The following is a 19,143-nucleotide window of genomic DNA, read 5'->3' on the forward strand; positions in this document are numbered from 1 at the left end:
GCCAGATGGTGAACCATCAAATTTCACCGTTTTGCTTAACCAGACGGCAAACCATCAAATTTCACCGTTTTACTTAGCCAGACGGTAAACCGTCAGATCTTCCCGGCCTTAGCGCGCGGGCCTGGCAGAAGCGCACCGTCGTCGCCAGCCGTCAGCAGGCGGGCGCTGGTAATGGCCGCGACATCATGGGCTTTATCCGAGACGTTGCTGGCGATCTGGTGCACGGCGGCGGCGATCAGCATCCCCAGCGCGGACTGATTGTTGTTGCTGCTCTCATTATCGGAGGCCGTCGCCGACCCGCTCCAGATCTGCTTGCCGCTGCGTAAATCCACCAGTTTTGCCGAAGCGGTCACGCGCGTTTCGCTGTCCACGATCAGGTATTTAGTGCCGTAGGTGTTGATATCAATATACAGCGCCGCGTCGGCGTTAAAAATATCGTGCAGCTTAGTGGTGGAAACGCTGCGAATATCCGTGGCGTTGTTCAGACCGTTCTGCTTAAAGGTTTCCTCAACCACCGCCACGGGGAAAACGTAATAGCCGGATTCCGCCAGCGGCTGGGTGACCAGCGAAGTAAGGCTGTGCGCCGCCGCGATATCCGTTGTGTGGTTTTCCGCAGGCAGTACCAGAATGGAAGCGGGCTTGCTGGCGCGAAACGCGCTGTAGTCATGCGGCGTTTTTTTTGCACAGCCGGTCAGCGTGATAACGGCCAGCAGAGCGGTAAAGGCGAAAAGCTTTTTCATTATTTTGCTCCCTGCTTATTACGCATCAGGAAATCCATATAAGAAGCGGACTCAGGAAAAGCCGTTTTCTCGGCGGTAAACTGTTGGAAAGCTAAATCGGGCTGGCCAGCGTTAACATAAAGTAATCCCAGCTGCGCGTGCAGGCCCGGTGCCACCGGTTTATTTTTAGCTTTCACCTCTTCAATCACTTTATTCAGCGTAGCGATTTCTTTTTCCGGCGCGCTGCCGTTTTGATAAAAGCTGTAAAGCGAATTCTGGTAGTCGCCCCAGTAATAGATATTTTCTTTTTTCTGCGCGCAGGCGGTTAACAGCAGTGCCGTGGCAACCGCTGCGGTATATTTTATTACTCGCATTTTTTTCTCCTTTATTTAACCGGACGCCACGCGCCTGATTCCAGACCGCTGACCAGATGATTTACCGCTTCGCGTACCGCCAGGTCCATGACCTTGCCATTAAGCGTGGAGTCGTAGCTGGCGGTGCCGCCAAAGCCGATGACTTCGCGGTTGGAGAGTGCGTATTCGCCCGCGCCCTGCACGGAGTAGACCACTTCTGAGGTCGCTACGTCGACAACGTTCAGGTTGACCTTTGCATAGGCTACCTGCGTTTTGCCGCGGCCCAGGATGCCCCACAGCTGCTGATCGCCGACTTCTTTACGACCGAATTCGGTAATATCGCCGGTGATAACGTAATCCGCGCCTTTAATCGTTTGAGTACTGTGCTTATAGCCCGCTTCGTTTTTCAGCTCATCAAGGTTGGCACGATCCAGCACGTTAAAACGACCGGTTTGTTGCAGATGAGTAATAAGAATGGTTTTAGACTGATTGCCCAGGCGATCCACGCCGTCAGAGAAAATACCGTTCATATAAGAAGAGCGGTTATCGAATTTGCCAATGGCTATCGGGCTTTTTGCGCCCTGATATACCGGCTGGCTGGCGGCAGCTACCTGCGGCGCTTCAATAGCTCGGGAGGATTCGGTGGCGCAGCCGCTAAGCAGCGCGCAGCTTAATAAAGAAAAAGCTACAAGGTTATAACGATATTTCATTCTTTTCTTTTCCATGAATAAAAAAATACATCCAGCGTCCGCGCGCAGAATACAATAATGATGCAGAAAAACACAGGAAATAATAGCGTTTGACGAACAAGCGGTATTTTACTGCCTGGCCATGACAGGGAAATAATCTGTAAATGGCCCAGGATCGCCGGAATAACCTGTCAGCCTGAGGCTAACAGGCTAAACTATCGGCTTACATCAGAAAACCTTTAGTAATCATGGGAAAAAAATGCCATCGGGAATGATTAAAAGCGGACTGACGCTGCTGGCGCTGCTGCTGACGGCCTGCCACTCTCCGCCAGAAGAGCCGCGTCCTGTACCGGCCACGCCGCAGGAGATGCAGGCATGGGCGGATAAAGTCTGTAGCGGCCGCACGGAGAATAACTGTCGCTATTTTGCTGAGATGCAGTACGGCATTCAGCGCAATTTTTACAATGCGCATCGCTATCATGGACGCACCTGTACCGTCACCGTCACCTGGCGCCAGAACGGCCGCTACGGCGTACAGAGCACCCGGGGCGATGAACAGCTCTGCCTGAAAGCATGGGGCGTGATCGGCAGCGCGGAAAACCTGCCGCCGCCGCCGCCTTCGCTGCCGACCTCAATGGTTATCGAGCTGAAGCCTGACTAGCTGGCCGGCTTCAATGGCTATCGAGCTTAAGCCGGACTAGCTGGCCTGCCGCCACTGGCGCGGGCTGACGCCAAACCAGCGCCGAAAAGCGCGCGAAAAGGCGCTGACTTCTGAATAACCCAGCAGCAGCGCCATTTCGGATACCGGCAGCTGCCGCTGCTGTAAATACGAGGTCGCCAGCTCGCAGCGCACCTTATCCACCAGCGCGGTAAAGCTCAGGTTCTCTTCGCGCAGGCGGCGCTGGAGCGACCAGCTCGACATGCCCATTTTTTCTGCCACCTCGGGCAGCGCCGGCTCGCCCTGCATCAGCATCAGACGCACCTGCGAACGCGCCCGATCGACCACGCTCTGGCGCGGCGTCGCGCTGTTCAGACGCCGGATCGCGTCCTGCATCACCAGCAGCAGCATCGGATCGCTTTCCGGCATCGCGCGCGCCAGATCTTTTTTAGGGATGATCATCGCATTACAGGGCTGTTCAAACCAAACCGGTGCGTCAAAGACTTTGCAGTGCTCATGCCACTGCTCGGGGCGGGGATGTTCAAAGTGCACTTCTCTTGGCGCCCAGTGCCTGCCGGCAACGTGACGGATCAGGTTCATAAACATGCCCATCGTCAGCTCGGCGTCCTGCCTGCGGCATAAAATCGCGCCGTGGCGTACCTGGTAGTCCAGTCGCCAGCAGTCGCCTTTGTCGGTCAGCCGCGTCAGGGTATCGTGCTGATGCCACGGAAAAGCGTTGACGACGTTGTGCAGCGCCTGCTCCAGCGTGGCGGAGCAAAGCCCGACATAGCCAATCAGGCCTAATGACTGCGGTTTAAACTGCCTGCCGTAGTGCAAACCGAAGTTATCAAACCCTGAGCAGCGCGCCGCTTCCTCCATTACCCGGCAGTAGTTAACCAGCCCCAGGCTCAGCGTCGGGCTGGCGAGCTGCTCCGGATCGATGCCGCTGACGCCGAAAATGCGGTCGACGTCGCCGCCTTTTTCCGTGATAAATTCACCGAGGCCGCTGGCAGCGGCGGCCAGCACGCCATGGTTACAGCCAGCATTCAGCACCGCTGCCATCTCAGGCCGTTTGATCGCTCCGCTTTCCATTATTTATCGCCTCGCTGCAGAAAACACTCTGCTTACTCAGCAATTTCTATACCAGCTGGCGGCTAAGCGCCCACCGGTAGCTCGCTGGTTTCCAGGTAGCGATGGCAGAGGCGCACCGAATGATCGGCCCACAGCGGCCCCAGGCTCAGCGCCATCGCGGTCTGCGCGTGCGAGCCGACCCAGGCCAGCAGCTGTATACGGCGCTGGATAAGCAGCGTCGGCACCAGCGCCAGCTCCGCATCGCTGATATGCGCCACCTGCTCATAGCCTTTGATCCAGTTGTCCACCCATTGCGCTGCACGAGGATGGTGCTCCACAAAGCTGATGGCTGCCGCAAGATCGTGCAGATACCAGCCCATGCCGCAGTCGTCGAAGTCAATCACCCGCGTTTCGCCTTTATGCCGCAGCAAATTGGTCAGGCGCAGATCGGCATGGATCAGGCCGTAGCGGGAAGGATCTTTGCCGAATCGGGCCAGCTCTTCGCCAGCGCGGGTAATGGCCTGCTCCACCACGCCGCGATCGTCACGCCGCAAGCCCGGTGCGTCTCGCCAGTCGCCCCAGTGACTTTGCGGGCTGACCATGGTCTGATGATCCCAGATGATGCGCTGGAAACCCGCCGGTTTTTGCCAGCTTTTGCTGTGCTGATGCAGCCGCGCGGTGATTTGACCAAGATCCTGGAACGCGCGGGGATCGACGTCGGTGTCCGGCATCTCGCCTTCGATCCAGTCGAACAGCACCGCGTGGCGCAGGCTGCCGTCCGCCAGCCGCAAATCCTGAACGGTCTGCCCTTCCCGATCGGCAAGCGCCTGCGGCACCACGATACCCGTTTCGCGCAGCGCATCCAGCCAGCGCAGCTCGCTGAGGATATCGGCGCGCTGATGATAATTGCCGCGATGCAGGCGCAGCGCATAGCGTTTTCCGGCGGCCTCCAGCAGAAAGGTAGCGTTCTCCGAGCGGCAAAGCAGGCTGAGTTTGCCCTGTAAAGCGGCCGGATAGCGGCTCAGAGCGCGGTGGGCAAGCGCCAGCAGCGCGGCATTGGTCAGGTCGTCATATTGGCTGGTCATCAGTGTGGCTCCTGAAAGAAGTTGATACGGCCTGAACCAGCATGGCGTGACGCTTCCTCAATCGCTTGACCGCAGGTAACCCTCTTTTGACTTTAGCGTACAGCGGGCACTTTTTTTGCTTGTGAGTTGACAGCAGAGCGCAAAAATCCTTATGCCCGCGTCAAGTTTCCCCGGGACGACGGCTGCATTATCAATCAACACTTACTGGCGGGAACAGCGATATGACAAGCAAGCTAAAGCCTACTCTGGGCACGATACATTTGTGGGGCATTGCGGTAGGCCTGGTCATTTCCGGCGAATATTTCGGCTGGAGCTACGGCTGGGGCGTGGCGGGCACCATGGGTTTTCTGGTGACGACCGCCCTGATTGCCCTTATGTACACCTGCTTTATCTTCAGCTTTACCGAACTGACCACGGCGCTTCCGCACGCGGGCGGCCCTTTCGCCTACAGCCGCCGCGCCTTTGGCGAAACCGGCGGGCTGATCGCCGGAATGGCGACGCTGATTGAGTTTGTCTTCGCTCCCCCGGCCATTGCCATGGCGATCGGCGCTTACCTTAACGTGCAGTATCCGGGATTGAATCCTAAATATGCCGCGGTCGGCGCTTACCTGATTTTTATGACGCTGAATATCCTGGGCGTCAGGCTGGCGGCCATGTTTGAACTGGTGGTGACGGTGCTGGCGGTGATCGAGCTGCTGGTCTTTATGGGCGTGGTCGCACCGGGCTTCAGCCTGAGCAATTTTACCGCGCACGGCTGGGCGGGCAGCGAAAGCTTCGGCCTGCCCGCCGTCTCCGGCATTTTTGCCGCTATCCCTTTTGCCATCTGGTTTTTTCTGGCCATTGAAGGCGCGGCGATGGCGGCCGAAGAGGCCCGCGATCCCAAACGCACCATCCCTAAGGCCTATATCGCCGGGATCCTGACGCTGGTGCTGCTGGCGATTGGCGTGATGCTGCTGGCGGGCGGCGCGGGCGACTGGCGCAGGCTTTCGGACATCAACGATCCGCTGCCGCAGGCCATGAAAATGATTGTCGGCGAGCACTCTAACTGGATGCATATGCTGGTCTGGATCGGTCTTTTTGGCCTGGTCGCCAGCTTCCACGGCATTATTCTCGGCTATTCGCGCCAGTTCTTCGCGCTTTCTCGCGCGGGCTACCTGCCCGCCGGGCTGGCGAAGCTTTCCCGTTTTCAGACGCCGCACCGCGCTATTATCGCCGGCGGCGTGATTGGTATCGCCGCCATTTTTAGCGACGGCTGGATCAATCTTCAGGGCATGACGCTGACGGCGGCGATGATCACCATGGCGGTGTTTGGTGCCATCGTAATGTACCTGATGAGTATGTTAAGCCTGTTCCGCCTGCGGCGTAGCGCGCCGGATCTGGAACGCAGTTTCCGCGCGCCGGGCTACCCTGTTGTGCCCGGCATCGCGCTGCTGCTGGCGCTGGTCTGCCTGGTGGCGATGCTGTGGTTTAACCCGGTTATTGGCGGGCTGTTTGCGCTGTTAATGTCCGCTGGCTACGGCTATTTCCTGCTGACCAAAGCCCAGCGCGCCAGCGCGCCGCGCGATGCGATGCTGGTCGGAGAATAACGACAAAAGGCAATGAAACCCCGTCGCCGATTCGCTATCATGCGCGCTGACTTTGAATGAGCGCGCATGACGCGCCGGAGAGGGAAAGTACAATGCTGTGGTTTAAAAATTTGATGGTATATCGTCTGAATCGCGAGATCCCGCTGGCGGCAGACGAAATGGAAAAACAACTTGAGGCATTCTCTTTCACTCCCTGCGGCAGTCAGGACATGGCGAAAACCGGCTGGGTTGCGCCGATGGGATCCAAAAGCGATGCGCTGACCCACGTCAATAACGGACAGATCCTGATCTGCGCCCGCAAAGAGGAGAAAATCCTGCCGTCGCCGGTGATCAAACAGGCGCTGGAAGCGAAAATCAGCAAGCTGGAAGCGGAGCAGCAGCGCAAGCTGAAGAAAACGGAAAAGGATTCGTTAAAGGATGAAGTGCTGCACAGCCTGCTGCCGCGCGCCTTCAGCCGCTTCAGCCAGACCTTTGTCTGGATCGACACCGTTAACAACATGATTATGGTCGACTGCGCCAGCGCCAAAAAAGCGGAAGATACGCTGGCCCTGCTGCGTAAAAGCCTGGGGTCGCTGCCGGTGGTACCGCTAACGCTGGAAAGCCCGATTGAGCTGACGCTGACCGAATGGGTTCGCTCCGGCGATACGCCGGCGGGCTTTGCGCTGATGGATGAAGCGGAGCTGAAAGCGCTGCTGGAAGACGGCGGCGTGATCCGCTGTAAAAAGCAGGATCTGGTGTGCGATGAAATCGCTAATCATATCGAAGCGGGCAAGCTGGTAACGAAGCTGGCGCTGGACTGGCAGGAACGCGTGCAGCTGGTGCTGTCGGACGACGGATCGTTGAAACGCCTGAAGTTCGCCGATACGCTGCGTGAGCAGAATGACGACATCGACAGGGAAGACGTGGCGGCACGCTTTGATGCCGACTTTATCCTGATGACCGGCGAGCTGTCTGCACTGATAGCCAATACTATCGAAGCGCTGGGCGGCGAAGCGCAGCGTTAAGCAAAGCACGGAGGCCGGATGCCCGGCCTCTCTGCATCACGCTTTCAGGTAACGACAAAGCCAGGAAACACGAAGGCCGGATAACCGGCCTCTCTGCATCACGCTTTCAGGTAACGGCAAAGGTAGGAAGAAGGTTCGGCTACCTGCAGGTGAAACTCGCTGTGGCCCGGCACGTTGAAAACCTGGCCCGGATCGTAGTGACGCCATTCGGTTTCGCCCGGCAGCAGCACTTTAAACGAGCCGCTGACCACGGTCATCTCTTCCGGATCGCCGGTGCTAAAAGTATACTCCCCTTCCGCCATCACGCCGACGCTGGCGCGCCCTGTGCTGGCGCTGTCAAACCCGATCGATTTCACTTTTCCTTCGAAGTACTCGCTGACGTTGAGCATGGCACTATCCTTTATCAGAGATGAAAACGGGCGGCCCGTAATCGTTACGCTACCAGCTCTGCGGCCAGTCCGGCCAGCAGCACGTTGGAGAGCAGTACAGGGATACCCAGCAGTTTTTGTAAGAAATCACGATGACGCTGCTGATAGCCCAGGCAGTCCAGCACCACAACATCGGCGCCCTGCTCCTGAAGCTGTAGCGCGGCGTCAATCAGCTCGTCGTCGTGCTTTACCCAGGGATTGGCTACGGCAAAGCGAGGTCTTGAAGACAGACTTTGCCACTTATAGCCCTGCTCGCCCAGATATTCTTTTCGCGCCACCATGACGCCGACCTGATGGCCGTCGGTAATGGCGTTAACCAACGGCGGCAGCATACGGTACGCATCCAGCAGAACAGCGCTGCTGGTCTTAAGGTTTTTGTACTCGCCTGCGCAAAGAACCAGAATATTTTCAAATCCTTCCGCTTCCAGCTTGTTGATCAACTTTTGCAGGGATGCCTCGACCTTCGCGGCAGAGAGAATGACGAAAGAGCCATCCTCCATGTGCGTCATCGTCACCTTTTCGCCCGCTACCGGCCCATAACGCTGTTCGATGTCGGCCGCTGAAAGGCCGTCAAGCAATCCGAAGTGTGCGATATTCTCTTCAGGCAGGTGTTCCAGCAGCAGAGGCAGCAGATCTCTGCGAGGCGCCTTTCCTAAGGTTAAGGTAGCCAGTTTGTGGGTATTGCTTTCTGCCTCATGAAACACGTCGGACATAAAACTTCCGGAAAACAGGATATCGGTTCCGGAAAAAGACGACGGATTTGGATGGGAAAGCGGAGTGGTGAAGATCTCGGTCAATGGTCTGTCCAGTTAAAGGCGATGGAAGCGTCAGGCTTATAAACTTGCAGCGAAAATATGACGCCAGTCGCTTTCGGTCAAGCCCGGATCCCATGATACAAATATCAATACACAGCAAATTATGTTGGTAATTTGTCTTCTGCCGCAAAATTATTTTTTGCTTGAGCCAGACAGCTTGCTGTCGCAACAACAGCGGTCGTTTTGGCAGAAGATTCGCCTGAATTACAGGTGGTAGCGCTTACATTTTAACCACGCCTTGCTGTGCCCCGGTGTTTTACGGCGTCCATGCCGTCATACGTTACTCTTTTTCGATATCTTCATAACGAGCTTTAGCGTCGACCGCTTCCTGCTCGCTTTGGTGCTCACTGATTAGCGTATCCGGCTTAGGATGATCGGCACGAAGTTCGTACCAGGTGACACAATTTTCTTCCGTTCCTTTTTTTATCGGAACAATATGCGCTTCACGAGGATAGGGCGGTCTGCCAGGCATATCTTTTCCCTCCTTAAAGTATTACCGAGCTGGCCGGGATTTACCGCGCGGCCAGCTTCCGTACTTCAAGTATAGACAAAGGCTGATAATTCTCTGTCCGCTCTGCGCAACTTGGGAAAAATCGTAGGTTTAACTGGCGCGAGCCAGCGCCAGCGCGCTAATAATTTCCTCAACCACGACCTCAGGTTGCTGCATGGCATCGATAATATAGTGGGCCGCCTCATGATAAAGCTTATCGCGGGCGGCCAGCACGTCGACCATTTCATCAGCAATAGGTCGGCCCGTTAACGTGGGCCGCTGCGCCTGTTCCGGATAGGCTTCCAGCCTGGCGGCCAGTACGGCGGCATCGGCTTTCAGATAGATAACCTGGCCGTGCTCGCGCATAAACTGCCGGTTTTCCGCTGCCAGCACCATGCCGCCGCCGGTAGCAATAACCGTGCGATCGGCCGTTACCGCCTGTAAAGAAAGCGACTCGCGCTGCCGGAAGCCCTGCCATCCTTCAGCCGCAACAATTTCCGTGACGGTCAGTCCGGTGGTCTGCTGTAGATGTTTGTCCGTATCGCTGAAGGCGTAGCCCAGCGCCAGCGCCAATGCCTGGCCAACCGTGGTTTTTCCGCAGCCGCGCGCGCCGATAAGATAGAGGGGTAAGGACATGGCGAAAAATTCCTCAGCCTTGTTTACTGGCCGCTTAGCAGCAACCGGCAGTGAATAATGAGAGGCAGGCATCATACCGAGAATTCTTGTTTGTCACCAGCAGTCACTTTTTCTTTACACCCATTGCACGACAGAAACAGCACATCCCTTTGATATAAAGCAAAAATAGCATGTAAACCTTCCGTTACATACATTTTAGCCTGGCGGTAAGCCCGGCAACATTTCCTTACCCGAACCTCGTTTACTTTCCCCGGTTCTGCCCCAAAATAAAGGGACAGCCCGTTAATGAGGATCTCTTATGCAGAGCGAAGAACAAAAGTTAATTGAAAGCCTGTTTGGCCGACTGAAACAGGCTGAAACCCAGTCCGGCCCGCGTGATGCCGCCGCAGAAAAACTGATCCAGCAACAGCTTCAGCAGCAGCCTGGCGCGCCTTATTACATGGCGCAGGCGATCCTGATCCAGGAAGCGGCCCTGAAACAGCTGAACAATCGGGTGAGCGAATTAGAGGCGAAGCTGGCGGCCCAGCCGCAGCAAAGCAGCGGCGGCTTTCTTTCCGGCCTGTTTGGCGGCGGCCGCCAGCAGCAGCAGCAATCCTACAACGCGCCACAGCAGCAGTCTGCCTGGGGCAATGCACCACAGCAGCAGCAGCCGTGGAATAACGCGCAGCAGCCCTATTCTGCGCCCGCGGCGCCTTCGGCTGGCCGAGGCTTTTTAGGCGGCGCGCTACAGACGGCGGTCGGCGTGGCGGGCGGCGTAGTGATGGCGGATATGCTGACCAGCATGTTCCACCACTCGCAGCCGGAAGAGATCGTAAACATTATTAACGAACCGGCGCTGCCGCAGGAAAGTTTCGACAATAATCTGGATACGTTTAACAACGGCACCGACGCCCCCTTCCTGAATCAGGATGCCGGACTGCCGCAGGATTACGCCAGCGACTACGATAATGATTTCGATAACGGCGGTTTTGACGACGACGACAGCTTTGTCTGAATAAGGTCGAGGCTGGTTGCATAAATGAAAGGCGGGGATTTCCCCGCCTTTTGCTATTTGCCGCGCTGCGCCTGTAGCCATTTATCCAGCTCGTTGGCGAACTGCTGACGGTCGCGCTGGTTCAGCGTCGCAGGGCCGCCGGTCTGCACGCCGCTCGCCCGCATCGTGTCCATAAAATCGCGCATGGTCAGCCGCTCTTTTATCGTCGCCTCGCTGTAGCGTTCGCCGCGCGGATTCAGCGCCACGGCCCCTTTTTCCATCACTTCCGCCGCCAGCGGAATATCCGCCGTGATCACCAGATCGCCGGGTTGCGCCCTTCGAACAATTTCATTATCCGCTACGTCAAAACCCGCCGGCACCCGCAGCGTGCGTAAGAAACGCGAGGGCGGCACGCTCAGCGACTGATTCGCCACCAGCGTCACCATTACCTGCTCGCGCTCCGCCGCACGATACAGCACTTCTTTAATTACCTTTGGACATGCATCGGCATCTACCCAGACTGGCATCGCCCTTTCCTTTATCAACACAACACTGCCTGCGATCTTGCCTGGCTTTTCAGGAATGGCAACCTGTTATTCACCGCATCTTAGCGCTGCGGGATAATACTGATCTTGCCGTTCTTCTCCAGAATAGCGAATTTGATCTGATCCAGCCGCTCCAGCCCGGCGGTGCTGCGGGCAGAATTCAGGATATCCTCTTCGGAAATGCCCGCTTTTCTGGCTCTTTCCGGCAGCAGACTGCCGTTTTCCACCAGGATTAGCGCCGTGCCGTCAATCAGCATATCCAGCCGGGGAAAACGCGCCTTCAACATGCCGAACAGGATGTCGACCACCACCAGAGTGATAATCGTCAGCGACGCGCCGGTGACCGAAAAATCGTTGCCCAGCAGCGCCTGCTGCGTCGCCTCGCTGATAATCAGCAGCAGGATCAAATCAAACGAGGTCATCTCCATCAGCGTGCGGCGTCCGGCGATTTTCAACACTACCAGCAGCAATAAATACATACTGGCAGCCCGCAAAACGGTTTCCATAATTGGCTCCTAAGGATAAATCCACTGGGTAAACTGCACGCTGGTTTTATTGTCCAGCGTCACGGTAACCGGATAGCGGCCAGGGTTCTGCGCCTGTAGGCCAATCCACACCGTCGCGCCTTCGCGATAGCGAGGAGAAGACCAGTGCAGTTCAAGAGCATTGCCACGGCTGAACGCCTGCTGCGGCTGCGGCTGAAGCGACTGAATTTGAAAGTTGTCCATCTCCTCGCCGTTGAGCACCAGCCTGAAGTCACCGTCCTGCTGCGGCCTGATGCGGATAGTCATCGACATATCGCTCGCCAGCCGCCCGAAACGCTCGTACTCCACCTCCAGGGCGCCGTCTGCCGACTTCACCCGTTTGTTGCTCAGTATCCCTTTTGAGAAAAGCCCGCAGGCGCCCAGGATCACGATAGTAAACAGAAAAAGATAGCCAATACGCTGTATCCGCCATTCAATCCGCTGCAGGCGCATATGCTCCTGAACCGGATAGCGGCGGCTGTCCATTTCATCTTGTTTCTTTAGATTCATCTGCGGCTCCTGGTTGTCGCTTAAGCGTAGCCGAAGCTGAATTAAGCCGGGTAATGACGTAAGCTGAACGGAATGAAAAGACAAAAAAGAGGCAGAAGGATGACGAAAAAAATCGGTTTTATCGGCTGCGGTAATATGTCGAAAGCTATTATTGGCGGCCTGGTTGCCGCCGGCCAGGTGAAAGCGGAAGACATCTGGGTTTACGATCGCAAGCCCGAAACGAATCAGGCCATGCACGAGCAGTACGGCATTACGCCGGGCAGCAGCGCGGAAGAAGTCGCGAAACAGGCCGATATTTTATTCGGCGCGGTGAAGCCCAACGTTATCCTTAGCGTACTCAAGGAAATTTCCGGCTGCCTGAACAAAGATACCGTGGTGGTTTCCATCGCGGCTGGCGTCACGCTTGATTCGCTGGCGCAGGCGCTGGGGCACGATCGCAAACTGGTGCGCGTAATGCCCAATACGCCAGCGCTGGTCAATGAAGGCATGACCTCCGTGACGCCGAACGTGCTGGTGACCAAAGAAGAAGCGGATGAAATCGTGGCGATTTTTAACGGCTTCGGCAAGGCGGCGCTGGTGCCGGAATATCAAATCCACGCCGTGGTCGGCGTCAGCGGCTCTGCGCCGGCCTACGTTTTTATGTTTATCGAGGCGATGGCCGACGCGGCGGTGCTCGGCGGGATGCCAAGAGCGCAGGCCTATCAGTTTGCGGCGCAGGCGGTAAAAGGCTCCGCGCAGATGGTGCTGGAAACCGGCAAGCATCCCGGCGAGCTGAAAGATATGGTCTGCTCGCCAGGCGGCACCACCATCGAAGCGGTAAAAGTGCTGGAGGAGAAAGGATTCCGTGCGGCGGTCATGGAAGCGATGCAGCAGTGCATGAACAAGTCGGAACGGATGAGTAAAGATTGACCCACTTCAGCCCCTCATTACGGAGGGGCTGAATGCGTATTCAGCCCAGCGCTTTTTGCGCCAGCGCCGCGCCTTCGGCCATGGTCATCGGCTGCTGCATCCGACGCACCAGATCGGCGGTAAAGGTATACAGCCCGCAGGAGGCGACCGCGGCCAGCTGGCCTCTTTGCCCGTAGAGCGCCACAAAGGTTTTTTCCTTCAGCGAGCCGAACAGCCGAAAATCATCCCACTCTTTGGCATGACCCAGATACTCGTAGCGCGTGCCGAACTGCGCCGTCCAGAAAAAGGGCACGCGATCGAACTTCTCGCCGCGACCAAGCATGTTCTTCGCCGCCACCCGGCCCTGCTGCTGCGCCACGCGCCAGTGTTCGATGCGCATGGGGCCGGAAGCGGCGGGCCAGGTGGCGATATCGCCCGCGCTCCAGACGTTGGTCGCGATTTCCAGCTCCTCGCTGGCCGTCAGGCTGCCGTCATCGTTCAGCGGCAGATCGTGAATAAACCCGGTGCCGGGCGCGACGCCCGTTGCCAGCAGCACGGCAGTGGCGGGCACCACGCGACCGTTTTTAAGCTCGACGCCGCTGACGTGGCCTTTCTCGCCCTGCAGCGCGGCCACTTCGCCTTCGATAAACTCCACGCCGTTTTCTTCATGCAGCTCCCGAAAATAGCGCGCGATTTGCTCGCCGAACTGCTTTTTAAACGGCAGCGCATCGGGCGCGATAACCTGCACCTGCACTTTTTTGGCTCTTAGCGCAGAAGCCAGCTCCATGCTGATAAAACTGTTGCCGACGATCACCAGCTGACTGCTTTCATCCACCTCCTGCAACAGCGTCGCCGCCTGTTCAAGGCTGCGCAGCACGTGTACGCCGAACAGCGCCTTGCCGCTGAAATCGGGCCGCTGCGGGATCCCGCCGGTGGCAATCAGCAGCCGGTCATAATGCAGAGTGGAGCCATCGGCAAAGCGCAGCAGCTGCTCGCGGCTGTCCAGCTGCTCCACGTCGCCGTGCTTGCGTTCGGCATAGTGCCAGAAATCGTCATCCAGCAGAGGCGGCACCTCATCAATCGCCATCTTGCCGGACGGCACGAATTTGCTCAGCACGGTGCGATCGTAAGGTGCCTGCTGTTCGCGATCGACCAGCACCAGCCTTCCCTTAAAGCCTTCCCGACGCAGCGTCCAGGCCGCCGCCGCGCCTGCCGCGCCGGTGCCCAGGATCGCGAACACCGGCTCATCTTCTTCTTCTGCAAATTGATACAGCGGGGGAAGCGCTTCGGGATCCACCTGCACCATGCCGTTCTCGACCCTGACCGGATAGCGTTGCAGATCGCTTAGCGCCAGCGGCTCGCACAGACTGCCGTCGCTGATGGCGAAATTGGCCTTATGCCAGGGACAAACCAGATAGCCGTCACGGATAGCGCCCTGCTCCAGCGGCGCGCCGGAATGCGGGCATTTGGCCTGGTAGGCCTTGATTTCATCGTCTTGCCGAATCAGCAGGATCTCCTGCTCCCCAATGGGCACCCTGACCGGTTTCAGCTGCGGTAAATCCTGCAGGACGATAGCGTTTTGATAGCTCACGACAGGCTCCTTTCTTGTTATGCTTTTGTATTATCAGACTTGATAAGCCTGGCATTAACAGGGAGATCGGCCATCTTAAAGCGAAGCATGCCGTGCGCAGGATTGGATAAACTATTGTTATTTATACTGATTAAATTTTATGGCGGATAGCGAACAAGCCATGCTGTTGGCAAGCGGCTGTGAGAAACGTACTGGTAAAAAAAGCGCCGGCGTAAACCACGCCGGCCCGTCATCCGTTAGCGGCCCGGCCCCTGGGAGAAACCGCCGCGTGGGCCGCCGCCGCCCCAACCGCCGTGACCGCCACCGCCGCCCGGCGGCGGGAACAGACATCCGCTCAATGCTGTTACCAGCGCGACCACACTCACTGCTTTAATCAAACGACTCATTGCTCTTTCCTCATGGTAACAATGGCGCTGATAGTAAGCGTCGCCACACGAGCCGACAATGCAGAAAACTCCTGTTAGCCCCTGTTTTTACCCGGCGTAACCACGCTTAACGCTTTCCTTGCGGGAAAGCGCGAAAAACCTTAAAAGGCTAAAGCCGCAAACGAGGCGTGATCAGGCCGCCGCAGCCGCTTTTCTGCGCCGCCAGACCAGCATCAGCTGCACGGTATTAATCAGCACCACGATCGCCGTGGCGGTAAAGACCCAGCGGAAACCGCCGATGGCGGAAACGCCTGAGCCAATCAGCGGCCCGACCACGTTACCCAGATACATAAACGACTGGTTATAGCCAAAAATCCGTCCGGTAATGCGGTCGCTGGAGTAGCGCAGCAGCAGCGTTTGCACCGCCGGCATCATGGCGCCTTCGGCAAACCCCAGCAGAAAACGCAGCGCACCGAGTTGTAAGGCGCTGCTTGCCCACGACATGGCGAGAAACAGCACTATCGTCAGCATTAACGCGGCAAATAAAATGCGCTGCGCGCCGATTCGGTCGCCCAGCTTGCCCAGTCGGGGCGCGGAAAAGAGCGCCGATACGCCGGGAATGGCCGCCACGACGCCGCTGATAAAGGCAATATTTTCTACGTTCGGCTCCAGCTGGCGCACAAACAGCGTAAGGATTGGACTAATTGAGCCGTTGCAAAGCTGGATAACCAGCGTGGTGATAAACAGGCTGATAATTAATCCGGGATGACTCAGCGAACGAAAAACCATGGCGCCGCTGAGCTTTTCTTCTTTGCTGATTTTGCGATGCCCGGTTTCCTTGATCAGAAACAGCGTAATCATAAAGCTGGTCAGCAGCAGGCAGGAGGTAATAAAAAATACGGCACGTAGCCCGACCCAGTCGGCCAGAAAGCCGCCCAGCAGTGGCCCCATAATCACGCCGCAGATTTGCGCGGTGGAAACCATGCTCAACGCCCAGCCGCTGCGCTCGCGCGGCACCTGCGAAGCGACCAGCGCCATGGCGTTGGGAATATAGCCGGAGGTCAGCCCCATCAACGCCCGTAACAGCAGCAGCTGCCAGACATTGGTTACAAAAGCCTGTAAAAAAATGACTATTCCCATGCCCAGCGAAGCGCGCAGCAGCATCAGCTTGCGCCCTTTACGATCGGCAAGGCTGCCCCACATTGGCGAGACGATGGCTGAAACCATAAAGGTAATGCTGAAGATTAACCCTGACCACAGCGTCAGCGCGCTGGGATCGGTGACGCCCAGCTGCTCCACGTAGAGCGGCAGAAAAGGAATAATCTGGCTGATAGCAAGGCCGGTAAACAGGCAGCCAAACCAGACCGAAATAAGGTTAACCTTCCAGGATTCCATGTTTTTTTATGCTCTGCAGGAGAATGCGAGCCATGAGTGTAACAACTCCCTGCCTGAACGCCAAAACGGTCAGACATCGTTACAGGCCATCGGCATGGTTCACAAGCGGTTGTTTTCACGGTGGGACGCTGCCCGCAAAGCGCGCGCGCCGGCGATAAATAGCAAAGCGGTAAGCCATCAATGAGCGGTGGTCAGAAGGTCAGAAGACCATAAAGGCGCCAGGCCAAAACAGCAGGCCACAACTGAAGACAAGCGATAGCTTCAGAAGGCGGATAACGGCTGGCGTGCAAAGCCAGAAACAGAAAACAGGCGGCAGAGGGTAATTCTTCTGACGCTAAACGCAAAAAACCCGCCATAAGGCGGGTTTTTGTTCTTCTGCCCGACGAGGTCGCAGCAGAAGTTTCTCTCGAATTACAGTGCAGTTACGTTAGCAGCTGCAGGGCCTTTCTGGCCGTTTTCGATAGAGAATTCAACTTTCTGACCTTCTTCCAGAGTTTTGAAACCCTGGTTCTGGATTGCAGAGAAGTGTACGAACACGTCTTTGCTGCCGTCAGTTGGAGAGATAAAGCCGAAACCTTTCTCAGCGTTGAACCATTTTACTAAACCAGTCATTTTGTTAGACATTTGTCTTTCCTTCAATAAGTATAAAGCCGTTAAGGCACGAGGTTTGTCAACAGGGTAGACTTATGGGGCACTCAAGAAGGAAGTCAGGAAGAAGAGATATCTGAGATAACGCTTTAACTGAAAACTGCTTTACTAAAATTGCTCGCATACGTGTCTGTTTCAAAACCGACGGTGCATTTACTCATAACCAGCGCTGCGGCACAAGCGCTGATGACTAAAAAAAAGTAATTTAATGTCAATTCGCTGATTTTTATAAAGATAATTTTCATCTTTTTGCCGCATTCAGTTAAACCTTCACTCGCGACGCTTTTTGCTACGGCATAACGAAAAAAAAATATTGCGGCGGCGGCTGGACATTCCGCTACGCCCATCCAGACTAATAAAAATCTCCACCTGGTTATTTTCCAGGCTAAATGGCAATTTATTCGGTTTGGTAAATTAGCCCGTTAAGCCTTTCCCGATCTCATTGCCGGGCTGTCGATGGCGCTTTGCAGGAGGTTTACCATGGTTCATCACGCTACCGGCGCAGGCCGGGAAATCACCGAGTATTTTAACAGCCCTGCTTTCAACGCGCCGAAAGAGAGCGAGCTGCTGGCGGCCATCATGACCGAACTGATGCGTAACGGCAGACCAACCACCAGCAAAGCGATTATCGCTACCGTTATTGCCAGGCTGGAAGGCGAGATAGATGAAACCCAACTGCAGGGCTATCGCAACTTGCTGACCCAGCTACTGGAAGAAAAACGCCCTGAACGGTAACGCCTCTGAAGCGGGAGCAGTGCGCTTACCTTAGGCCTTATTTTTTTTACTGATAACGCCGTGATAATGCTCGCCCAAAAAAAACCCGCACGGGGCGGGAAGCAAACGGGCATACCTGTCTGTGGCGAGATCAAAATGTCACCTTTATTAATAGTGTAAAGTACAGCGCGCCTGTTGCAGGTGTATGACAATCAGATAACCTTTCGTATCGTGAAAGAGACTGACATTTCAAATGATAAGGTGAACGGACTTCTCTTTATCAGCAACGGTCGGATCCGTTGCTCCTACTCAGGTAAAAGGACATGCTTACAGGCTTTACAACGGCGTATTGCGCTCATCTGCCCCGGACGCGCAGGGTGGGACAGGCTCATGGCTAATATCAGACAGGGCTTGCGGACGATTTTTTCATTATTGCTGGCGATTGCTGTGGTGTTATGGCTGATGGACTGGCTGCGCGCACCGAAACCGCCAGAAGATTTTGCCCAACAGATTTTCCATACTATTGATGGCCGGACGATTACTATCGCCGAGCTGAGCGCAAAAAAACCGCTGCTGATTTACTTCTGGAGTGGCAACTGTAGCGTTTGTCGTTATACCACCCGCGATATCACTAACCTGAGCAACAGCGGCTATAACGTGCTGGCCATTGTGCACCATGCCGGCAACGATATTCAGATCGTCCGTCTGCTGAACGGTAAACATCTTACCCTGCCGGTCATTAACGATCCCACCGGCGCTATAGCCGCACGCTGGCAGACAGACGTGATGCCAACGCTGTTAATCGTGAAGAAAAGCAAGGTGGTGCAAAGCACCACCGGCTGGACCAGCGCCACGGGCATTCGGCTGCGCCACTGGTGGGTGAATAAGTGGTATTAGCCGCAGTAGACGCGGGTGATAGTATTCTGGCTGTCGCCCATAAAATTCAACCGGTTAAGATTAAAATCCATGGTAACCGCTGAGTTCCACGGCACCGCACGAGCCGGGTGCTCAAAGCGGAGCCCGTCAATGGCGGAAAGCGGTTTGCCAACGTACTGCTGGTAGTCGGAAGCGCCGCAGCGATCCAGTTCTGGATCCGTCGGGCCGGACGCCGCACCTTTGTGTGCGCCCGACTGACAACCCGCCAGCAGAATCGCCGCCGCAAAAGCGGCCAGTGTTTTCTTACCGATCATGATTTCTCTCCTCAGCTTGCTTTTTTGTCGTCGCAAGGGTAGCAGATAAGCGCCAGGGTGCAAAAACGCGGTCTTTTCGCGCAGCGATTCCAGCGGAAAATGGCACGGATTGCTTTTATTTTAAACAGGAAAATCCGCTATAATTTAGGAATTATCTCAACAAAGGAGCAACTCATGGATCTGATAGTGTTCATGCTGATTGCGGCCATGATGACGCTGGTCGCGGTGAAAGTCCGTTAATCAACAGCCCGCTTTTAGCGGGCTGT

Annotated in this window: 25 protein-coding genes; 8 read left to right on the forward strand and 17 right to left on the reverse strand. The window is 56.1% G+C overall.

The genetic code is table 11. The annotated features are described in order from the left end of the window. Positions 1-92: 92 nt before the first annotated feature. Genes AB6T85_RS18395 through AB6T85_RS18405 form a run of 3 tightly spaced genes read right to left on the reverse strand, consistent with a single transcriptional unit; the run spans position 93 to position 1,782 of the window. On the reverse strand, positions 93-740 hold the full coding sequence (locus AB6T85_RS18395) for a DUF799 domain-containing protein (protein ID WP_301252291.1): 648 nt from the start codon (positions 738-740) through the stop codon (positions 93-95). After that, positions 740-1,093 (reverse strand): DUF4810 domain-containing protein, encoded by a 354-nt coding sequence (locus AB6T85_RS18400; RefSeq protein ID WP_369896338.1) that lies wholly within the window; start codon positions 1,091-1,093, stop codon positions 740-742. The genes AB6T85_RS18395 and AB6T85_RS18400 overlap by 1 nt, the downstream gene beginning before the upstream one ends. 11 nt (positions 1,094-1,104) lie before the next feature. Further along, a complete protein-coding gene (locus AB6T85_RS18405; protein ID WP_253455103.1) occupies positions 1,105-1,782 on the reverse strand; it encodes a CsgG/HfaB family protein in 678 nt (225 codons plus the stop codon). A gap of 238 nt (positions 1,783-2,020) precedes the next feature. Here AB6T85_RS18405 and AB6T85_RS18410 point away from each other — a divergent pair, with 238 nt between their 5' ends. Next, the gene (locus tag AB6T85_RS18410) at positions 2,021-2,422 is read left to right on the forward strand and encodes a cell envelope integrity TolA C-terminal domain-containing protein (RefSeq protein WP_253455104.1); all 402 of its coding nucleotides are present in this window, start codon (positions 2,021-2,023) and stop codon (positions 2,420-2,422) included. A gap of 36 nt (positions 2,423-2,458) precedes the next feature. Here AB6T85_RS18410 and qhpR read toward each other — a convergent pair whose 3' ends face one another. Together qhpR and AB6T85_RS18420 are read right to left on the reverse strand one after the other, a co-directional pair. Next, the gene (gene qhpR, locus AB6T85_RS18415) at positions 2,459-3,511 is read right to left on the reverse strand and encodes an AraC-like transcriptional regulator QhpR (RefSeq protein ID WP_301252289.1); all 1,053 of its coding nucleotides are present in this window, start codon (positions 3,509-3,511) and stop codon (positions 2,459-2,461) included. 62 nt (positions 3,512-3,573) lie between these two features. Next, positions 3,574-4,578, reverse strand: a complete 1,005-nt coding sequence (locus AB6T85_RS18420; RefSeq protein ID WP_301252332.1) for a phosphotransferase enzyme family protein — start codon at positions 4,576-4,578, stop codon at positions 3,574-3,576. Between the two features lie 218 nt (positions 4,579-4,796). On the opposite strand from AB6T85_RS18420, the gene eat reads away from it, so the two are divergent. Together eat and rdgC are read left to right on the forward strand one after the other, a co-directional pair. After that, complete coding sequence (gene eat / locus AB6T85_RS18425) at positions 4,797-6,161, forward strand: ethanolamine permease (RefSeq protein ID WP_369896339.1); 1,365 nt, start codon at positions 4,797-4,799, stop codon at positions 6,159-6,161. Between the two features lie 92 nt (positions 6,162-6,253). Continuing rightward, the gene (gene rdgC, locus AB6T85_RS18430) at positions 6,254-7,165 is read left to right on the forward strand and encodes a recombination-associated protein RdgC (RefSeq protein WP_253455107.1); all 912 of its coding nucleotides are present in this window, start codon (positions 6,254-6,256) and stop codon (positions 7,163-7,165) included. 98 nt (positions 7,166-7,263) lie between these two features. Here rdgC and ppnP read toward each other — a convergent pair whose 3' ends face one another. The 4 genes from ppnP to aroL form a co-directional block, all read right to left on the reverse strand. Further along, the gene (ppnP, locus tag AB6T85_RS18435; RefSeq protein WP_253455108.1) at positions 7,264-7,554 is read right to left on the reverse strand and encodes a pyrimidine/purine nucleoside phosphorylase; all 291 of its coding nucleotides are present in this window, start codon (positions 7,552-7,554) and stop codon (positions 7,264-7,266) included. A gap of 44 nt (positions 7,555-7,598) precedes the next feature. After that, positions 7,599-8,306 carry an AroM family protein gene (locus AB6T85_RS18440; RefSeq protein WP_369896340.1) on the reverse strand — a complete coding sequence of 236 codons (708 nt, stop codon included), beginning with the start codon at positions 8,304-8,306 and terminating at the stop codon, positions 7,599-7,601. A gap of 382 nt (positions 8,307-8,688) precedes the next feature. Further along, entirely contained in the window at positions 8,689-8,880 is a 192-nt protein-coding gene (locus tag AB6T85_RS18445; protein ID WP_125288368.1) for a YaiA family protein, read from the reverse strand. Between the two features lie 129 nt (positions 8,881-9,009). Further along, positions 9,010-9,534, reverse strand: a complete 525-nt coding sequence (aroL, locus tag AB6T85_RS18450; RefSeq protein WP_253455110.1) for a shikimate kinase AroL — start codon at positions 9,532-9,534, stop codon at positions 9,010-9,012. 298 nt (positions 9,535-9,832) lie between these two features. Here aroL and AB6T85_RS18455 point away from each other — a divergent pair, with 298 nt between their 5' ends. Further along, positions 9,833-10,528, forward strand: coding sequence for a DUF2076 domain-containing protein (locus tag AB6T85_RS18455; RefSeq protein ID WP_369896341.1), 696 nt, complete (start codon positions 9,833-9,835; stop codon positions 10,526-10,528). A 53-nt stretch (positions 10,529-10,581) separates the two neighbouring features. On the opposite strand, the gene AB6T85_RS18460 is transcribed toward AB6T85_RS18455, so the two are convergent. From AB6T85_RS18460 to AB6T85_RS18470, 3 genes are all read right to left on the reverse strand, one after another. Then, a complete protein-coding gene (locus AB6T85_RS18460; RefSeq protein WP_301252283.1) occupies positions 10,582-11,034 on the reverse strand; it encodes a YaiI/YqxD family protein in 453 nt (150 codons plus the stop codon). Positions 11,035-11,114: 80 nt separating this feature from the next. After that, on the reverse strand, positions 11,115-11,558 hold the full coding sequence (locus tag AB6T85_RS18465; protein ID WP_253455113.1) for a DUF421 domain-containing protein: 444 nt from the start codon (positions 11,556-11,558) through the stop codon (positions 11,115-11,117). A gap of 9 nt (positions 11,559-11,567) precedes the next feature. Next, on the reverse strand, positions 11,568-12,086 hold the full coding sequence (locus AB6T85_RS18470) for a hypothetical protein (protein ID WP_369896342.1): 519 nt from the start codon (positions 12,084-12,086) through the stop codon (positions 11,568-11,570). Positions 12,087-12,185: 99 nt separating this feature from the next. Here AB6T85_RS18470 and proC point away from each other — a divergent pair, with 99 nt between their 5' ends. Next, complete coding sequence (gene proC / locus AB6T85_RS18475; RefSeq protein ID WP_369896343.1) at positions 12,186-12,995, forward strand: pyrroline-5-carboxylate reductase; 810 nt, start codon at positions 12,186-12,188, stop codon at positions 12,993-12,995. Between the two features lie 40 nt (positions 12,996-13,035). On the opposite strand, the gene AB6T85_RS18480 is transcribed toward proC, so the two are convergent. The 4 genes from AB6T85_RS18480 to cspE all read right to left on the reverse strand — a co-directional run bounded on the left by AB6T85_RS18480 (position 13,036) and on the right by cspE (position 16,949). Next, positions 13,036-14,565 carry an FAD-dependent oxidoreductase gene (locus tag AB6T85_RS18480; RefSeq protein ID WP_301252279.1) on the reverse strand — a complete coding sequence of 510 codons (1,530 nt, stop codon included), beginning with the start codon at positions 14,563-14,565 and terminating at the stop codon, positions 13,036-13,038. Between the two features lie 236 nt (positions 14,566-14,801). Beyond that, positions 14,802-14,951, reverse strand: a complete 150-nt coding sequence (locus tag AB6T85_RS18485; protein WP_301252278.1) for a hypothetical protein — start codon at positions 14,949-14,951, stop codon at positions 14,802-14,804. Between the two features lie 171 nt (positions 14,952-15,122). Beyond that, positions 15,123-16,325 carry a multidrug efflux MFS transporter gene (locus AB6T85_RS18490; RefSeq protein WP_301252277.1) on the reverse strand — a complete coding sequence of 401 codons (1,203 nt, stop codon included), beginning with the start codon at positions 16,323-16,325 and terminating at the stop codon, positions 15,123-15,125. A gap of 411 nt (positions 16,326-16,736) precedes the next feature. Next, positions 16,737-16,949, reverse strand: a complete 213-nt coding sequence (cspE, locus tag AB6T85_RS18495; RefSeq protein ID WP_125288360.1) for a transcription antiterminator/RNA stability regulator CspE — start codon at positions 16,947-16,949, stop codon at positions 16,737-16,739. 504 nt (positions 16,950-17,453) lie between these two features. Here cspE and AB6T85_RS18500 point away from each other — a divergent pair. Next, on the forward strand, positions 17,454-17,708 hold the full coding sequence (locus AB6T85_RS18500) for a biofilm development regulator YmgB/AriR family protein (protein ID WP_301252276.1): 255 nt from the start codon (positions 17,454-17,456) through the stop codon (positions 17,706-17,708). A 369-nt stretch (positions 17,709-18,077) separates the two neighbouring features. Further along, positions 18,078-18,584: a redoxin domain-containing protein gene (locus AB6T85_RS18505; protein WP_301729907.1), complete on the forward strand. Its 507-nt coding sequence runs from the start codon at positions 18,078-18,080 to the stop codon at positions 18,582-18,584. Here the strand turns inward: AB6T85_RS18505 and AB6T85_RS18510 are convergent. After that, entirely contained in the window at positions 18,581-18,877 is a 297-nt protein-coding gene (locus tag AB6T85_RS18510) for an I78 family peptidase inhibitor (protein WP_253455121.1), read from the reverse strand. The genes AB6T85_RS18505 and AB6T85_RS18510 overlap by 4 nt on opposite strands. A gap of 57 nt (positions 18,878-18,934) precedes the next feature. Here AB6T85_RS18510 and AB6T85_RS18515 point away from each other — a divergent pair, with 57 nt between their 5' ends. Then, positions 18,935-19,117 (forward strand): hypothetical protein, encoded by a 183-nt coding sequence (locus AB6T85_RS18515; protein WP_369896344.1) that lies wholly within the window; start codon positions 18,935-18,937, stop codon positions 19,115-19,117. Positions 19,118-19,143 lie beyond the last annotated feature (26 nt).

The organism is Erwinia aeris (assembly GCF_041224955.1).
In the GTDB taxonomy this organism is placed as follows: Bacteria; Pseudomonadota; Gammaproteobacteria; order Enterobacterales; family Enterobacteriaceae; genus Erwinia; species Erwinia aeris.

Bases quoted from the DNA above. Each gene is read 5' to 3' on its own strand.
- AB6T85_RS18485 (WP_301252278.1), bottom strand. From the start codon at position 14,951: ATGAGTCGTTTGATTAAAGCAGTGAGTGTGGTCGCGCTGGTAACAGCA.
- AB6T85_RS18405 (WP_253455103.1), bottom strand. From the start codon at position 1,782: ATGAAATATCGTTATAACCTTGTAGCTTTTTCTTTATTAAGCTGCGCG.
- AB6T85_RS18505 (WP_301729907.1), top strand. From the start codon at position 18,078: ATGGCTAATATCAGACAGGGCTTGCGGACGATTTTTTCATTATTGCTG.
- cspE (WP_125288360.1), bottom strand. From the start codon at position 16,949: ATGTCTAACAAAATGACTGGTTTAGTAAAATGGTTCAACGCTGAGAAA.
- qhpR (WP_301252289.1), bottom strand. From the start codon at position 3,511: ATGGAAAGCGGAGCGATCAAACGGCCTGAGATGGCAGCGGTGCTGAAT.
- proC (WP_369896343.1), top strand. From the start codon at position 12,186: ATGACGAAAAAAATCGGTTTTATCGGCTGCGGTAATATGTCGAAAGCT.
- AB6T85_RS18470 (WP_369896342.1), bottom strand. From the start codon at position 12,086: ATGAATCTAAAGAAACAAGATGAAATGGACAGCCGCCGCTATCCGGTT.
- ppnP (WP_253455108.1), bottom strand. From the start codon at position 7,554: ATGCTCAACGTCAGCGAGTACTTCGAAGGAAAAGTGAAATCGATCGGG.
- AB6T85_RS18500 (WP_301252276.1), top strand. From the start codon at position 17,454: ATGGTTCATCACGCTACCGGCGCAGGCCGGGAAATCACCGAGTATTTT.
- AB6T85_RS18400 (WP_369896338.1), bottom strand. From the start codon at position 1,093: ATGCGAGTAATAAAATATACCGCAGCGGTTGCCACGGCACTGCTGTTA.
- AB6T85_RS18395 (WP_301252291.1), bottom strand. From the start codon at position 740: ATGAAAAAGCTTTTCGCCTTTACCGCTCTGCTGGCCGTTATCACGCTG.
- rdgC (WP_253455107.1), top strand. From the start codon at position 6,254: ATGCTGTGGTTTAAAAATTTGATGGTATATCGTCTGAATCGCGAGATC.
- AB6T85_RS18460 (WP_301252283.1), bottom strand. From the start codon at position 11,034: ATGCCAGTCTGGGTAGATGCCGATGCATGTCCAAAGGTAATTAAAGAA.
- AB6T85_RS18465 (WP_253455113.1), bottom strand. From the start codon at position 11,558: ATGGAAACCGTTTTGCGGGCTGCCAGTATGTATTTATTGCTGCTGGTA.
- AB6T85_RS18410 (WP_253455104.1), top strand. From the start codon at position 2,021: ATGCCATCGGGAATGATTAAAAGCGGACTGACGCTGCTGGCGCTGCTG.
- AB6T85_RS18510 (WP_253455121.1), bottom strand. From the start codon at position 18,877: ATGATCGGTAAGAAAACACTGGCCGCTTTTGCGGCGGCGATTCTGCTG.
- aroL (WP_253455110.1), bottom strand. From the start codon at position 9,534: ATGTCCTTACCCCTCTATCTTATCGGCGCGCGCGGCTGCGGAAAAACC.
- AB6T85_RS18440 (WP_369896340.1), bottom strand. From the start codon at position 8,306: ATGTCCGACGTGTTTCATGAGGCAGAAAGCAATACCCACAAACTGGCT.
- AB6T85_RS18455 (WP_369896341.1), top strand. From the start codon at position 9,833: ATGCAGAGCGAAGAACAAAAGTTAATTGAAAGCCTGTTTGGCCGACTG.
- AB6T85_RS18445 (WP_125288368.1), bottom strand. From the start codon at position 8,880: ATGCCTGGCAGACCGCCCTATCCTCGTGAAGCGCATATTGTTCCGATA.
- AB6T85_RS18490 (WP_301252277.1), bottom strand. From the start codon at position 16,325: ATGGAATCCTGGAAGGTTAACCTTATTTCGGTCTGGTTTGGCTGCCTG.
- eat (WP_369896339.1), top strand. From the start codon at position 4,797: ATGACAAGCAAGCTAAAGCCTACTCTGGGCACGATACATTTGTGGGGC.